We start from the raw sequence: 15,262 nt of genomic DNA, 5'->3' as shown, positions 1-15,262 counted from the left end.
GAATGTTTTATCAATAACCGTTATGTCGCTGTTGCGATATATAAGCGTGTCCCTTTTTTTGTGCGGCATGGCCGTAGCCGACGGCATGCAGCCCGAAACAACCGTTGTTATTCTGAATGAAGAAGAAGGCGAGGCAACGCTTAATATTAAAAACACGGATCCTGGCCCTGCCTTGCTTCATTCAGTCATACAAAACATACCCGAAGACCTCGAACACTTGTTGATCGTGACGCCCCCGATTACTCGGGTTGAAGCGGGCGAGACACAACTTGTTCGCTTCATCAGTACCGCCAAGCAGCCGCTCAAGACCCAGCGCCTGAAACGCGTTTCCTTTGAAGGTATCCCTGAGGCACGTGCGCCCGGCGCTGCGACCATTGGTATCACCTTGCGCCAGAGCCTGCCATTGATCCTGCACCCCAAAGGCTTACCCAGGCATGACGCGCCCTGGCAGTTGCTGACATGGGAACGTAAAGGGGATCAGTTGAGGGTCCACAACAACAGCGCTTACGTCGTCCGCCTGGGGATGGAAGTACAGCTGCATCCGCAGGCAAGCGTAGCAACGTTGCCGCGAACCTACATCCTGCCGGGCGAAGTGCTGACGCTCGCGTCGGCAGGCTCGGTGGCGGGAGTGGTGGCGGTGGAGATTCACCCGGCCACGGTGTATGGGTTTACGGTGGACAGTTACCGCACGCCCGTCACGGCAGAAGCGGATTGACGGGCCTATGAAAAAGATCCGGCAATCAGGTCGCCCCGCCAAACGGGTACCGTGCAGTGGTTCCGCCCAGGCGCGCTCCAGGTTTTTATTGGGGCTCGCGACGCTGTGGAGTCTGCCAGGCACGAGCGCAGCGGTTGGGCTGGGGGAAGGCTTTGACCTGGTCGCATTGAACTCCCTCGGGATTGATCCACAGGTGTCTGAATACTTTCGCAGCGCAGCGCGCTTTCGCGAAGGTGTCCATATAGTCGGACTGCGAGTCAATGGCACGCCGCTGGGATTGGTTGACGCCCGTTTCGATTACCAGGGTCAGTTGTGCTTCACCCCGGCGTTACTGGCAAAGGCCGGTCTGATCACCCCGTCCAGGCTTCTGAGCGAGGGCGTTACTCCCGATCAGGCATGCCATGATTTTGTTGGAGAATACCCAGCGACCATGGTGCGGCTGCGCCCCAGCAGCGATGAGGTCACCCTGGTGGTGCCGACCCAGTCCCTGCGAGCACCGGAATGGGAGGGCGGTAATTTTTCCGAGGGTGGCGCGGCCGCCATCTTCAACTACGACGTATTGGGTTTCGATACCCACTCGCGCAGTGGGCCAAGTCGCTTCGTATCGGCCTATACGGAGGCGGGATTCAACCTGGGGAACTGGATTGTTCGCAGTCGCCAGTTTTATGTTTCCGACAATGGCAAGACGCGCACCGAACACGTGAATGCCTATGCCCAGCGTGACATCGCGGCGTTGCAGTCGACCTTCCAGGTGGGACAGATTTCCAGCAACAACCCGATCTTTGGCGGGGTACAGCTGACCGGCTTGCAGTTCTCCCCGGATGGCCAGCAGCGTACCGGCGCGGGCGACAGCAACGTGGTAGTCGAAGGGCTGGCGCAAAGTCAGTCGCGGGTCGAAGTCCGTCAGTCGGGCGCATTGATTCACTCCACCCTGGTGCCGGAAGGCCCGTTCAGGCTGACCGGTTTACCGTTGCTGAACAGTACCAGCGACCTCGATGTGAGCGTGATCGACGTGCGTGGGGCAAAGCGCAGTTTCGTGGTGCCTGCTGCTTCCTTTCGTGGTGGGGTTCCGGTTGCGCCGGGCTACTACTTTTCCCTCGGTAAGGTGCGTGAAACGTCTACCGAAAGTCGGGAGTCGCCCGTGGTCGCCATGGGCAGCGGCACTTGGGGGCTTAGTCCGCATTCGTCGCTGGGTTTCGGTTTGCTGGGTACCGATGAGTACCAGTCGGCAGGGGGGGCCCTGAGCAGTGTGTTTTTCCATCGGGTGACCGTGGGCGTGCGCCATAACGTGTCCCGTGATGCTCAAGATGAGGTGGGCGGTGCACGTAGCACGCTGTCTTTGGGGACTCCATTATTCGCCAACCTTGATATCAACCTGAGCGCCTCGACGCAGAGCCGCGGCTACCGGGAGGTACTGGACGCCGGTCAGGCGTCGCGGGGGTATAACCTCGATGCGCGTTTCAAACGCCAGTACACGGCAGGTTTGAGCTGGGCGGCGCCGTCCCTGGGTGGTTTCTCCCTCGGTTTCACCCGTAACTCGCAGTTTGACGGGCAATCCAACGATCACCTCTTTGCCTCATGGAACGACACCTTCAATGGCGTGGGTGTCGCACTCATCGCCGACGCTCAGGTCGGTGCGACCGCCCCTCGGCGCCCGGACCCAATTCGAGGTGGCCGCCGCGACGAGCGGCTGGACGAGGGTACGTCTGTCAGGCTGCAGGTCACGATGCCCCTCGGCAATGATCGGCGCATGAGCACTTACGTCAGTCGTCGAGGTGACCGGCTGGATGCCGGTACCGCGCTCAGTGAGCGGGTCAACGACTATGTGAACTATGAAGTCGGTGTTGATCGGGACGTGAAAGAACGGGAGCAAAGCGTGCGTGGTCGTGTGGATGTCTTGCCGCTGTATACCCGCGTGAGCCTGGGCGTCAGCCGTGACCCTTCGAACACCAACTATTCCGGCCAACTGCAAGGCGGCATCGTGGCCCATGAGCACGGCGTGACCTTCTCGCCGTATGCCGTGCAGGACACCTTTGGCATTGTGTCGGTGGGAGATATCGGAGCGGCCAAGGTCTCGACGCCCCAAGGGCCGGTATGGACCGATTTCAGCGGTCAGGCAGTGATCCCCGGTCTGCAGGCCTACAGCAACAACCATCTGCAGGTTCAGACCCAGTCGCTGCCCAAACGCGTCGACTTGAAGAACGGGACCAAAGTGCTCGCTGCCGGTCGTGGGTCAGTCAATATTCTCAACTTTGATGTGGTGAAAGTGCGTCGTCTATTGCTCGAAGCCCAGGACGAACAGGGTCGGCCCTTGCCTCAAGGGGCGGCGGTGTTCGGGCAGGACAACAGTTTTGTGACCAGTGTGGTGGGTGAGGGCATGATTTTCCTCAGCAACATCGATGGGCTGCAAACCTTGAAGGTTTCATTACCGAATTCGCAATCCTGTCTGCTGCAAGTCAATCCGGAGCAAGAGCCTGACGATGACCAATTCTATGAAACCGCGCCGGTGGTCTGCCATGCTCGCTAAACGCCGAAGCCTGTGGCTGTTGTGGGTGGCCCTTGTGGCGAGCCAGGCGCAGGCTGAAAACTGCCGGATGACCTTGAGCGAGCACCGGGTCGACTACGGGGTGATTCGCCCTTCGCAAGCGTCCTCCGGCAGGGCGACAATGACGCTCGACACGCCGCGTACGCTGCACCTGAGCGTGCTTTGCGCGGATCCTGCGGCAATGGCGCTGCGTTTCAGCGGTGTCGCCGCCGATGCACAAGGCTTTCAATTCGGGCGGCAAGGGCGTTTCACCTTGAACCTGAGGCAGGCTCAGGTCGACGGCAGGCCGGTGTCGTGGCAGCCCGATGAAGCCTCTGGTGGGCAGCTGTTACCGGGGCGGGCGTTGTATGCGACAGCAGGCGATGCGCCGGTGACGGGCCGTCGGCTGACGGCCCTGGTGGAGATAGCGGTTCAATTGCCGGCCGATGCCCTCTCAGTACGTCGGGAGATGCTGCTGGAGGGGCGTGGTCAATTCGAGCTGGTCAGTTCGGCTGTTCCGTAGAACCGATGAAGTTGGCCAGCTCGGCGGTTTGCGGGTTGGCGAACAGCACCTTCGGGTCGCCCACTTCATGCACCTTGCCCTGGTGCATGAACACCAGCTTGTCGCCGACTTCCCGGGCGAAGCGCATCTCGTGAGTCACCATGATCAGGGTCATGCCGTCCTTGGCCAATTGGCGCACCACGCTGAGCACTTCATTGACCAGTTCCGGGTCCAGCGCTGAAGTGATTTCATCGCACAGCAGCACCTTGGGCGACATTGCCAGGGCGCGGGCAATCGCCACACGCTGTTGTTGCCCGCCGGACAGGCGATCGGGGAAGGCGTCGAACTTCTCGCCAAGCCCGACGCGTTCCAGCATCTGTTTGGCCAGTTGGGCTGCCTTGGCCTTGGGTACTTTCTGCACCACTTGTGGCGCGAGCATGACGTTCTCGCCGACCGTCAGGTGCGGGAACAGGTTGAACTGCTGGAACACCATGCCGACTTTCTGCCGCAGGCTGCGCAGGTCCGCACGGGCGGCGTCGAGGTATTCGCCATCGACCTCGATCACGCCGTCGTTGATGGATTCCAGGCCGTTGAGCGTGCGCAGCAACGTGGATTTGCCCGAGCCGCTGCGGCCGATGATCGCCACCACCTGGCCTTCATCCACGGTCAGGTCGATGCCCTTGAGCACATGGTGATCGCCGTAATACTTATGCAGGGCGGAAATTCTAAGCAGAGGCATGCAGTCTCCTTTCCAGGTAGCGGGCACTGAGGGACAGGGGGTAGCAGAGCAAGAAGTAACCAAGGGCCACCAGGCCGTAGACCATGAAGGGTTCGAACGTGGCGTTGGCGAGCATGCCGCCGGTCTTGGTCAGTTCGGTGAAGCCGATGATCGAGGTCACGGCGGTGCCTTTGACCACCTGCACCGAGAAGCCCACCGTCGGTGCCACCGCAATGCGCAGTGCCTGGGGCAGGATCACGTAGCGCAGTTGCTCCAGCGGGTTGAGTGCCAGGCTGGCCGACGCTTCCCATTGCCCGTGGGCGATGGAGTCGACACAGCCACGCCAGATTTCGGCGAGGTAGGCGCTGGTAAACAGGGTCAGGGCAATCGCCGCCGCCAGCCAGGGCGAGATATCCACACCGAGCAGGGCAATGCCGAAGAACACCAGGAACAGCTGCATCAACAGCGGCGTGCCCTGGAACAGCTCAATATAGGTGCGTGCGACATTGCGCGGGAAGGCGTTGCGGCTGATGCGCATCGTCATCACCAGCAAGCCGATCACGCCGCCGCCGACAAACGCCACCAGTGACAGCAGCAACGTCCATTGCAGGCCGGTGGCCAGGTTGCGCACGATGTCCCAGAACGAGAAATCACTCATCGACTGTTCCTCATTACGAAGCGGCGGCCGATCCAGTTGAGCAACTGGCGAATCATCAGCGCCATGCACAGGTACACCAGGGTGGTCAGGGCATAGGTTTCGAACGCACGGAAGTTGCGCGACTGGATAAAGTTGGCGGCAAAGCTCAGCTCCTCAGTCGCGATCTGCGAGCACACCGCCGAGCCGAGCATCACGATGATGATCTGGCTGCTCAGGGCCGGCCACACCTTGCCCAGCGCCGGCAGCAGTACCACGTGGCGGAAGGCTTCGAAGCGCGTCATCGCCAGCGCGGCAGCGGCTTCCAGTTGCCCGCGCGGAATGGCCTGGATACCGGCGCGGATGATTTCCGTGGAGTACGCGCCCAGGTTGATCACCATCGCCAGCACGGCGGCTTGCCACTCGGTGATCTTCAGCCCCAGGGACGGCAGGCCGAAGAAGATGAAGAACAACTGCACCAGGAACGGCGTGTTGCGGATCAACTCGACATAAACGCCGAAGAACCAGGCGAACGGCTGGATCTTCCACGCCCGCACCACAGCGCCGACGGTGCCCAGGGCCACGCCGAGGATGGCGCCGATGGCCGTGAGCTCGAGGGTGAACAGCGCGCCGCGCAGCAGCAGGTCGGTGTTGGCCAGCACCGGCACAAAGTCAAATTGATACGCCATGGGTCAGCTCCGCTTTCAGAGATCGGCGGGCAGTGGCTCTTTCAGCCATTGCATAGCGTTCTTTTCCAGGCTGCCATCGGCCTTGGCCGCGATCAGGATCTGGTTGACCTTCTCCAGCAGGGCCGGCTCGTTCTTGTTCACGCCTACGTACACCGGCGAGTCCTTGAGCTTCACCTTCAGCGCGGGTACGCGTTTGGGGTTGCGTTCGCTGATCGCCACCATTACCACGTTGCCGCTGGCAATCAGGTCGACCTGGCCGGCCAGGTAGGCGGCGATGGTCGAGTTGTTGTCTTCGAAGCGCTTGATCGTGGCTTCCTTGGGGGCGACGGCGGTCAGTTCGATATCTTCGATGGCGCCACGGGTCACGCTGATGGTTTTGCCCTTGAGGTCGTCGGTGCTGCTGATGGCGGCGTCAGGCGGGCCGAACACGGCCAGGTAGAACGGTGCGTAGGCCTTGGAGAAGTCGATGACTTTTTCCCGCTCAGGGTTCTTGCCCAGGCTGGAGATCACCAGGTCGACTTTGCCGGTGGTGAGGAACGGGATACGGTTGGTGCTGTTGACCGGGGTCAGTTCCAGCTTGACCTTGAGCTGGTCGGCCAGCAGCTTGGCGGTGTCGATGTCCAGGCCGCGTGGCTTCATGTCGGGGCCGACCGAGCCGAAGGGCGGGAAGTCCTGGGGTACGGCGACCTTGAGGGTGCCACGGGCGACGATGTCGTCCAGACCATTGGCCTGGGCGGGTGCCTGGCTCAGCATCAGGCTGGCAAACAGGGCAGTAAGCAGGGCGCTGTAGCGCTTGGTCATGGCAACTCTCCGAGAAGGGCGAAGGGATTTTCTGGATTTGCCCAGTGCACAGCGCATGCCATCACCTTCTGAATCGTCTGCAGGGCCAGTATTTATTGAGTTTTGGTGGTCGGACTGGTCTGAACAGTGCAGGGGCTTTGCGCACTGTTTTCGAGCGTCGGCAAAACCTCGCGAGCCCCTTTGGGGCGTGGCTTGCCGCCCGCCACGAATAGCTTTACAACTAGCCACTCAGTTGACTGGAACCTTGAGTTTTTTATGAATTCCATCGCCCAAGCCGTACCGGAAGCGGCCCTGCAGGCCATTCGCAAACTGATCAAGGAGCAAGGCTTCGGACCGGGCGATGCGTTGCCGTCGCAACGGGATCTGGCGGTGCAGTTGGGGGTGAGCCGGGCGTCGTTGCGCGAGGCGTTGTCATCCCTCAGCGCGTTGGGTGTGGTCAGTGTGCAGCCGGGCAAGGGCGTGTTCGTGCAGACCGCCGAGGAGGCGCCGGGGTTTGCCTGGCCCTTCGCTGCGCAGGCCACGCCACTGGATATCTTCCAGTTGCGCTATGCCCTGGAAGGTTTTGCGGCGGGGCTGGCGGCGGTGACGCTGACCATCGATGAGTTGGACAGCCTGGAAGACAATGTCGAGGCCATGCGCAAGGTCCTCAAGGCCGGCGACTTCGAAGCCGCCGCCCGGCTCGACTTCGAATTTCACCAGCGCATCCTGCTCGCCAGTGGCAACCAGGCGATGGTGAGCATCCTGAGCGCGAGTGCCGAGGTTTTTCTGGAGAGCCAGAAGCTACCGTTCATCCGACCGGAACGGGCCATGGAAACCTGGCAGGAGCACCGCCGGATAGTGCGCGCCCTGGCCCGACGCGCCAGCGCGGCGGCGCAGAAAACCATGCAGGAACACGTGCGCAATGCGGCGTTGCGCACCGGTATTGCCTTCGTGACCCCCGTCACGCCCTGAGTTGGGCGATACCCAAACTCATGGGCCATCATAGGAAGACTCAATCAGAGGCGGCTTCCTGAACGGGGGAAGGGCAGCTATGATGGGCCACGTTTTTTTTGCTTACAATCCGGAGACATCCATGAGCAACGATCTTATCAAGCACGTCACCGACGCGACCTTTGAGGCCGAAGTACTCAAGGCTCAAGGCCCGGTGCTGGTTGACTACTGGGCTGAATGGTGCGGCCCTTGCAAAATGATCGCTCCAGTCCTGGACGACATTGCGACTACCTACGAAGGCAAGCTGACCATTGCCAAGTTGAACATCGACGATAACCAGGAAACCCCTGCCAAGCATGGCGTGCGTGGTATCCCGACCCTGATGCTGTTCAAGAACGGCAACGTCGAAGCGACCAAAGTAGGCGCGCTGTCGAAGTCTCAGCTGCAAGCTTTCCTCGACGCGAACATCTAAGCGTCGTCAAAAAAGCCCCGCAAATAGCGGGGCTTTTTCGTGAAACAGGGCTAGACGCTCCGAAACTCAGGTGGTACATTCGGCCCCGCACTGGTTTCTCCACTGCCCCCTGCAAGCCGTCGCCGACGCATTCCTTTTCGATTAGTACGCGATCCTGTCGCCTTCTCTGCGGCGCGGCCTCATTAAGCCAAAAGCTTAATTTCCCCCCTCCATAAATGATTACGTCATTCCTATATGAATCTGACTGAACTCAAGCAAAAGCCGATTACCGACCTGCTCCAATTGGCCGAAGAAATGGGCATAGAAAATATGGCCCGTTCGCGCAAGCAGGACGTGATTTTCTCCCTGCTCAAGAAGCACGCGAAAAGCGGCGAGGAAATCTCCGGTGATGGCGTGCTGGAGATTCTCCAGGACGGCTTCGGCTTCCTCCGCTCTGCTGACGCGTCCTATCTCGCCGGCCCAGACGATATCTACGTCTCGCCGAGCCAGATCCGTCGCTTCAACTTGCGCACCGGTGACACCATCGTTGGCAAGATCCGCCCACCGAAGGAAGGCGAGCGTTATTTCGCCCTGCTCAAGGTCGACACGATCAACTTCGACCGTCCCGAGAACGCGAAAAACAAGATTCTCTTCGAGAACCTGACCCCGCTGTTCCCGACCGTGCGCATGAAGATGGAAGCCGGTAACGGTTCCACAGAAGACTTGACCGGTCGTGTGATCGACCTGTGCGCCCCGATCGGCAAAGGCCAGCGTGGCCTGATCGTCGCGCCGCCGAAAGCCGGCAAGACCATCATGCTGCAGAACATTGCAGCGAACATCGCGCGTAACAATCCTGAAGTTCACCTGATCGTGCTGCTGATCGATGAACGTCCGGAAGAAGTAACCGAAATGCAGCGCACCGTGCGCGGCGAAGTGGTTGCCTCGACGTTCGATGAGCCGCCAACCCGCCACGTGCAGGTTGCCGAAATGGTGATCGAGAAGGCCAAGCGCCTGGTCGAACACAAGAAGGACGTGGTGATCCTGCTCGACTCCATCACCCGTCTGGCCCGTGCCTACAACACCGTGATCCCGAGCTCCGGCAAGGTATTGACCGGTGGTGTCGATGCCCACGCCCTGGAGAAACCGAAACGTTTCTTCGGCGCCGCGCGCAACATCGAAGAAGGCGGCTCGCTGACCATTATCGCCACCGCACTGGTTGAAACCGGTTCGAAGATGGATGAAGTGATCTACGAAGAGTTCAAGGGTACCGGCAACATGGAACTGCCCCTGGACCGTCGCATCGCGGAAAAACGCGTGTTCCCGGCGATCAACATCAACCGTTCCGGCACCCGCCGCGAAGAGTTGCTGACCGCTGACGACGAGCTGCAGCGCATGTGGATCCTGCGCAAGCTGCTGCACCCGATGGATGAAGTAGCCGCCATCGAGTTCCTGGTCGACAAGCTGAAAACCACCAAGACCAACGACGAGTTCTTCCTGTCGATGAAGCGTAAGTAATACGACGTTTCAGGTCCTGAAGAATGGCGCCCCCAGGGGCGCCATTTTTTTGTGCCCGTTTTTTAAGCGCTGCTGGCAGGCAAACGCACCCTGGAGCAGGTAGGATGTACGCCTATTTTACGGGTGGCATGGTTAATGAAATTCAAGGATCTTCGGGATTTCGTGCAGCAACTTGAGCAGCGCGGAGAGTTGAAACGTATCCAGATGCCGATTTCCCCGGTGCTGGAAATGACTGAGATTTGCGATCGTACCCTGCGCAACAAGGGCCCGGCGCTGCTGTTCGAGAACCCGACCGGCTTCGATATCCCGGTGCTCGGCAACCTGTTCGGAACGCCCGAACGCGTGGCCTTTGGCATGGGTGCCGAGTCGGTCAGCGAATTGCGCGAGATCGGCAAGCTGCTGGCCTTCCTCAAGGAGCCTGAGCCGCCCAAGGGGCTGAAGGATGCCTGGTCGAAGCTGCCGATCTTCCGCAAGATCATTGCCATGGCACCCAAAGTGGTCAAGGACGCGGTGTGCCAGGAAGTGGTCATCGAAGGCGATGACGTCGATCTCGCCATGCTGCCGGTGCAGACCTGCTGGCCCGGTGACGTGGGCCCGCTGATCACCTGGGGCCTGACCGTCACCAAAGGCCCGAACAAGGACCGCCAGAACCTCGGTATCTATCGCCAGCAAGTGATCGGCCGCAACAAGGTCATCATGCGTTGGCTGAGCCACCGTGGCGGCGCGCTGGACTTCCGTGAGTGGTGCGAAAAGCACCCCGGCAAACCGTTCCCGGTCTCCGTGGCCCTGGGCGCCGACCCCGCCACCATCCTCGGTGCCGTGACCCCAGTGCCCGACAGCCTGTCCGAATACGCCTTCGCCGGTCTGCTGCGCGGTAACCGCACCGAGCTGGTGAAATGCCGTGGCAACGACCTGCAAGTGCCGGCCACCGCCGAAATCATCCTTGAAGGCGTGATTCATCCGGGCGAAATGGCCGATGAAGGCCCTTACGGCGACCACACCGGCTACTACAACGAAGTCGACAGCTTCCCGGTCTTCACCGTCGAGCGCATCACCCATCGGATCAAGCCGATCTACCACAGCACCTACACCGGCCGGCCGCCCGATGAGCCGGCGATTCTCGGCGTGGCGCTCAACGAAGTGTTCGTGCCGATCCTGCAGAAGCAATTCCCGGAGATCACCGACTTCTACCTGCCGCCGGAAGGCTGCTCGTACCGCATGGCCATCGTGACCATGAAGAAGTCGTACCCGGGCCATGCCAAGCGGGTAATGCTCGGTGTGTGGTCGTTTTTGCGACAGTTCATGTACACCAAGTTCGTTATTGTCACCGACGACGACATCAACGCCCGCGACTGGAACGACGTGATCTGGGCCATCACCACGCGCATGGACCCCAAGCGCGACACGGTGATGATCGACAACACGCCGATCGACTACCTCGACTTCGCTTCGCCGGTGTCGGGCCTGGGTTCGAAGATGGGCCTGGATGCCACCCACAAATGGCCGGGCGAAACCACCCGCGAGTGGGGCCGGGTGATCGTCAAGGATGAAGCCGTCACCGCCCGTGTCGATGCGATCTGGAAAGAATTGGGAATAGATTGATGCGTGTAACCCTGCAACCTTCCGGCGCCGTGCTGGAACTGGTCCCTGGCGAGCGAATCCTCGAAGGCGCGCGTCGCCTGGGCTACGAGTGCCCACAGGCCTGCCGCAACGGCGTGTGCCATGTGTGCGCCGCGCTGTTGGTGGAAGGCCGCGTACAGCAGGCCGGTGAAGTGCGTGATCACGGTGAGTTCTACACCTGCATTGCCGAGCCGCTGGAAGATTGCGTTGTGTTGTGGGATGGCGTGCTGGCGCCGGGAGAGTTGCCGTTGCGCAAACTGTCGTGCCAATTGAGTGAATGCGTAGAGGTCGGTGGCGACGTGTGGCGGGTGCGCCTGCGTGCACCGGCCGGCAAGGCGGTGCGTTACCACGCCGGCCAGTACCTGATGATTGAGCGGGAGAACGGCGAGAAATCCGCATTCTCCCTGGCTTCTGCGCCTCATGCCGGACGTGAGCTGGAGTTGCATGTACTGGCTCGCGAGGACAGTGCCCGCACTTTGCTTGCGCAACTGCAACGCAACCAGATGGCCCGTGTGGAGCTGCCGTTTGGTGACACCCACCTGGCCGAGTTGCCGGACGGGCCGCTGGTGTTGATCGCCGCCGGCACCGGCATGGCGCAGATGCACAGCCTGATCGAACATTGCCGCGCCTCCGGCTTCAAGCACCCAGTGCACCTGTACTGGGGCGTGCGCCGCCCGGAAGATTTCTACGAGATCGAACACTGGGACCAATGGTTGCAACTGCCCAACCTGTTTTTGCACAAAGTCGTCAGCGACCTGTGCGGTTGGGAAGGGCGCTGCGGGTTGTTGCATGAAGCGGTGTGCGAAGACATTGCCGACCTCAAGTCGGTGCACGTCTACGCCAGCGGCTCGCCGGCAATGATCTATGGCACCCTGGATGCGCTGGTCGAAGCCGGCATGGATGCGCACCAGATGCGCGCCGACGTGTTTGCCTATGCGCCGCGTGCTTAAAATCGTACGCCGGTCGTCACCATCGCTGCGTTGAACCCCAGCAACACCAATTCCGCCGCCACTGGCCCGTAATGCGTGCCCACCGACGGAATGATCACCGGCGCCACGCCGAAACGGTTCAACGGGATCTTGTCGCGGTACTTGCCGCGATAGCCCTGGATCGCCCCGCCCGTCAGTTTCAAATACACCGGATAGTCGGCCATGTCGTAGCGTTTACCCGCGTACGCGTAGTACGAGTGCTGGCTGAACGAGTTGCGAAACGTCGCCCCGCCATACACAAAGCCTGAGGCTTCATTGCGCTCCAGGCCGATCAGGTCCTGGTTGTTGTTGTGGTCCGGGTCCGGCGCAAAGTGCCGGGTGTAGACGCTGGTCTGCGCGTACCAGAAACCTTTGTCGTCCTCGGTGGCCGGTGTTTCGCCCGCCAGGGCGGTGGTGGCCTGGGCCAGGAACAGCAGGCCAGGCAGTCGGAATTTTTTCATGGGTGCGACCTCGATAGTCGGTTTGATGCTCGGCTAGGTGGGTCATAAGGTGGGCGCCATTTTGACGGTTTGGCACGTTCCCAGGCTGAACCGGGGCTGAAACTACCGGGATTGGCCCGCGCAATCCTGATGAATGGGCGAGTTTGCTTATGCAATCACTTATGCTTTAAAGGTATTTAATTTGTTACATAAATATCCTTAAGCTATATCGCAACGGACTACCGACTCTTTCACAACCACTAATCACTGACCGCCACCGCCCGCCAGCCGGATCGATCGTAAGAACTCAGAGCACGACGTTCTGGTTTTTGATTCAAAGGGGAGCGGTATGGGGAGCTACAAGCAACACGCGCTGTACACGGCGATTTTGTCAGCCAATTTGCTGGCCGCCGTGGGTTTCAATCCTGTCTTCGCGGCCGAAACGTCGGCCACCGATACACCCAAGCTCGACACCGTGATCGTCACCGGCACCCGCGCCCAGGAGCGTACGGCCAGTGCTTCGCTGTCACCCATCGATGTGATTTCCGGCGATACCCTGCGCAGCACCGGCTCCGATGAGCTGGGCGCAGTGCTGGCGCGGCTGATTCCATCGATCAACTTCCCGCGCCCGAGCCTGGTGGACGGTGCTGAGCTGGTGCGTCCTGCGCAGTTGCGCGGCCTGTCGCCGGATCAGGTGCTGGTGCTGGTCAACGGTAAGCGTCGCCATACCAGCGCGTTCGTCAACCTGGGCGGTGCGGTGGGGCGCGGCTCGGCGCCGGCGGACCTGAACGCGATCCCGCTGTCGGCGGTAGACCATATCGAGGTGCTGCGCGATGGCGCTTCCGCGCGCTACGGCTCGGACGCCATTGCTGGGGTGATCAACGTGATCCTCAAGCACGCCGACCATGGCGGCTCAATCTCCACCAAGTTCGGCGAATACAAGAAGGGCGATGGTATCCAGCGTAACGTCAGCGGCAATACCGGCCTGGCATTGGGCGATAACGGCTTCATCAACCTCTCGGCCGAAGGTGCCGATAACGATTACACCAACCGTGCCGGCAATGATTACCGCCCAGCCAGTGTCGGCTCCACCACCTACGGCCAGCGCGTGTTCCGCCAGGGTGAACCGGCCACCAATGAAGGCAAGTTACAGTTCAACTCGGAATATTCGTTCAACGATGCCGCCGAGTTCTACACCTTCGGCGGCTACAGCAAGCGGCGCGGCGAGACGGCGGCGTTCTATCGGGCGAGCAACGCCTCCAACAACATTGCGGCGCTCAACCCCAACGGCTACCTGCCGTTGATCAAGGGCAACCTGGAGGACACCTCGCTGGTGGTGGGCCTGCGCGGGCTGTTGGCCTACGACTGGCACTACGACCTCTCGGCCAACTACGGCAAGAACCAGTACGAGTTGAGCACCGAAACCATCAACACCTCCCTGGGCCTGGCCACGCCGCGCAAGTTCGACAACGGCACCCTGAGCAACGACCAGAAGCAAGTCAGCCTCGACCTGTCCCGTGAGTTCGACGTGGGCTTCCTGCCATACCCGGTCTCCGTGGCCTTTGGCGGTGAATACCTGCGCCAGGGGTATGAGATTGAAGCGGGTGAACCGGCGTCCTACTACCAGACCGGCAGCTCGGGCCTCGGCGGCTTCCGTGATGCCGACGCCGGCAGCAGTTCGCGCCACAACTGGGCCCAGTACCTGGACCTGGAAACCAACTTCACCGAAAAACTCAGCGCATCGGCCGCCGTGCGGCATGAGGATTACAGTGACTTCGGTTCCAACGTCAGCGGTTCGCTGTCGGCCCGTTACGACTTCACCCCGCAGGTGGCCTTGCGCGGCAGTATCTCCAACGGCTTCCGCGCACCGTCCCTGGCGCAGCAGAACTTTGCGTTTACCTCGTCGCAGTTGATCGGCAGCGACATCCGCGAGGCCGGCACTTTCCCGGCATCGAGCCAGGTGGCCCGCCTGCTGGGCGCGGAAGACCTCAAGGCCGAGAAGTCGCGCAACTATAGCCTTGGCCTGGTGCTGGAGCCTGCCGACGACCTGACAGTAACCGTGGACGTGTACCGCATCGATATCCGCGACCGTATCAGCCTGTCGTCCAACCTCAATCTGGACCCGGCCACCCAGGCCTATCTGCGCGCCAACGGTGTCGGCAATATCAACTACACCACCGCCCGCTACTTCACCAATGCCACCGACACCAGCACCGACGGCGTCGACCTGGTGGCCAACTATCGCTATCAATTCGATAACGGCATCCGCTGGAACAGCACCGTGGGCTACAACTACAACCATACCCGGGTGACGGACGTGAAGCCCAACCCGGCCATCCTCGATAGCCTGGGTGCCAACCTGGTGCGGGTGGACCGTCGCGAAAAGAGCGGCTTGCTGCTGGGCGACACCACGCCTGAGCACAAACTGAGCCTGGGTAACGACTTCACATTCGGCAATTGGGCGCTGCACAGCAACCTGGTGCGCTATGGTGAATTCACCAGCTACCAGGCAGACAAGGTCAACGACCAGACCTTCAAGGCGGCCTGGGTGCTGGATTTGTCGGCGGACTATAAGTTGAAGAACTGGACCTTCACCCTGGGTGGCGACAACGTTACCGATAAATACCCTGAGAAGGTCAATGCCTTCGCCAGCAGCGGTGGCAATTTGGCCTATAGCACTTTTTCGCCGTACGGTTACAGCGGTGCGTTCTATTACGGTAAAGTTGCCTACAACTGGTAAAGCACAGGAGACCTA

14 protein-coding genes are annotated in these 15,262 nt (G+C 60.7%); 9 read left to right on the top strand and 5 right to left on the bottom strand.

What is annotated here, in order from left to right; translation table 11 throughout:
• The first annotated feature begins 22 nt into the window (after positions 1–22).
• From M2497_RS30380 to M2497_RS30370, 3 genes are read left to right on the top strand one after another with little or no spacing between them, the layout of a single operon-like run.
• Complete coding sequence (locus M2497_RS30380; protein ID WP_248488275.1) at positions 23–715, top strand: fimbria/pilus chaperone family protein; 693 nt, start codon at positions 23–25, stop codon at positions 713–715.
• Between the two features lie 7 nt (positions 716–722).
• A complete protein-coding gene (locus tag M2497_RS30375) occupies positions 723–3,242 on the top strand; it encodes a fimbria/pilus outer membrane usher protein (protein WP_248485271.1) in 2,520 nt (839 codons plus the stop codon).
• Positions 3,232–3,762, top strand: coding sequence for a hypothetical protein (locus tag M2497_RS30370; RefSeq protein ID WP_248485264.1), 531 nt, complete (start codon positions 3,232–3,234; stop codon positions 3,760–3,762). Before M2497_RS30375 ends, M2497_RS30370 begins: the two co-directional genes overlap by 11 nt.
• On the opposite strand, the gene M2497_RS30365 is transcribed toward M2497_RS30370, so the two are convergent.
• The 4 genes from M2497_RS30365 to M2497_RS30350 are packed head-to-tail and all read right to left on the bottom strand — an operon-like array spanning position 3,743 to position 6,583.
• Complete coding sequence (locus M2497_RS30365) at positions 3,743–4,480, bottom strand: amino acid ABC transporter ATP-binding protein (RefSeq protein ID WP_248485262.1); 738 nt, start codon at positions 4,478–4,480, stop codon at positions 3,743–3,745. The genes M2497_RS30370 and M2497_RS30365 overlap by 20 nt on opposite strands.
• Positions 4,467–5,117, bottom strand: coding sequence for an amino acid ABC transporter permease (locus M2497_RS30360; RefSeq protein ID WP_058426444.1), 651 nt, complete (start codon positions 5,115–5,117; stop codon positions 4,467–4,469). The genes M2497_RS30365 and M2497_RS30360 overlap by 14 nt, the downstream gene beginning before the upstream one ends.
• Entirely contained in the window at positions 5,114–5,782 is a 669-nt protein-coding gene (locus tag M2497_RS30355) for an amino acid ABC transporter permease (RefSeq protein ID WP_017736949.1), read from the bottom strand. Before M2497_RS30355 ends, M2497_RS30360 begins: the two co-directional genes overlap by 4 nt.
• A gap of 15 nt (positions 5,783–5,797) precedes the next feature.
• A complete protein-coding gene (locus tag M2497_RS30350; RefSeq protein ID WP_248485260.1) occupies positions 5,798–6,583 on the bottom strand; it encodes a transporter substrate-binding domain-containing protein in 786 nt (261 codons plus the stop codon).
• Between the two features lie 255 nt (positions 6,584–6,838).
• On the opposite strand from M2497_RS30350, the gene M2497_RS30345 reads away from it, so the two are divergent.
• The 5 genes from M2497_RS30345 (at position 6,839) to M2497_RS30325 (ending at position 12,049) form a co-directional block, all read left to right on the top strand.
• The gene (locus M2497_RS30345; RefSeq protein WP_248485258.1) at positions 6,839–7,534 is read left to right on the top strand and encodes an FCD domain-containing protein; all 696 of its coding nucleotides are present in this window, start codon (positions 6,839–6,841) and stop codon (positions 7,532–7,534) included.
• A gap of 121 nt (positions 7,535–7,655) precedes the next feature.
• Entirely contained in the window at positions 7,656–7,985 is a 330-nt protein-coding gene (gene trxA / locus M2497_RS30340; RefSeq protein ID WP_003213989.1) for a thioredoxin TrxA, read from the top strand.
• A gap of 234 nt (positions 7,986–8,219) precedes the next feature.
• Entirely contained in the window at positions 8,220–9,479 is a 1,260-nt protein-coding gene (rho, locus tag M2497_RS30335) for a transcription termination factor Rho (protein WP_016973082.1), read from the top strand.
• 135 nt (positions 9,480–9,614) lie between these two features.
• Positions 9,615–11,081: a 4-hydroxy-3-polyprenylbenzoate decarboxylase gene (gene ubiD / locus M2497_RS30330; protein WP_003176824.1), complete on the top strand. Its 1,467-nt coding sequence runs from the start codon at positions 9,615–9,617 to the stop codon at positions 11,079–11,081.
• Positions 11,081–12,049, top strand: coding sequence for a CDP-6-deoxy-delta-3,4-glucoseen reductase (locus M2497_RS30325; protein WP_248485256.1), 969 nt, complete (start codon positions 11,081–11,083; stop codon positions 12,047–12,049). Before ubiD ends, M2497_RS30325 begins: the two co-directional genes overlap by 1 nt.
• On the opposite strand, the gene M2497_RS30320 is transcribed toward M2497_RS30325, so the two are convergent.
• Positions 12,046–12,528, bottom strand: a complete 483-nt coding sequence (locus tag M2497_RS30320; RefSeq protein ID WP_248485255.1) for a sn-glycerol-3-phosphate transporter — start codon at positions 12,526–12,528, stop codon at positions 12,046–12,048. The two genes, M2497_RS30325 and M2497_RS30320, sit on opposite strands and share 4 nt — an antisense overlap.
• A 328-nt stretch (positions 12,529–12,856) precedes the next feature.
• On the opposite strand from M2497_RS30320, the gene M2497_RS30315 reads away from it, so the two are divergent.
• Entirely contained in the window at positions 12,857–15,247 is a 2,391-nt protein-coding gene (locus M2497_RS30315) for a TonB-dependent receptor (RefSeq protein ID WP_248485253.1), read from the top strand.
• The last annotated feature ends 15 nt before the right edge of the window (positions 15,248–15,262 follow it).

Origin of the sequence: Pseudomonas sp. CYM-20-01 (assembly GCF_023169845.1) — a bacterium.
GTDB lineage: Bacteria > Pseudomonadota > Gammaproteobacteria > Pseudomonadales > Pseudomonadaceae > Aquipseudomonas > Aquipseudomonas azotoformans.
The sequence above is the reverse complement of the archived record's forward strand: the minus strand, read 5'-3'. Positions and strand labels throughout refer to the sequence as shown.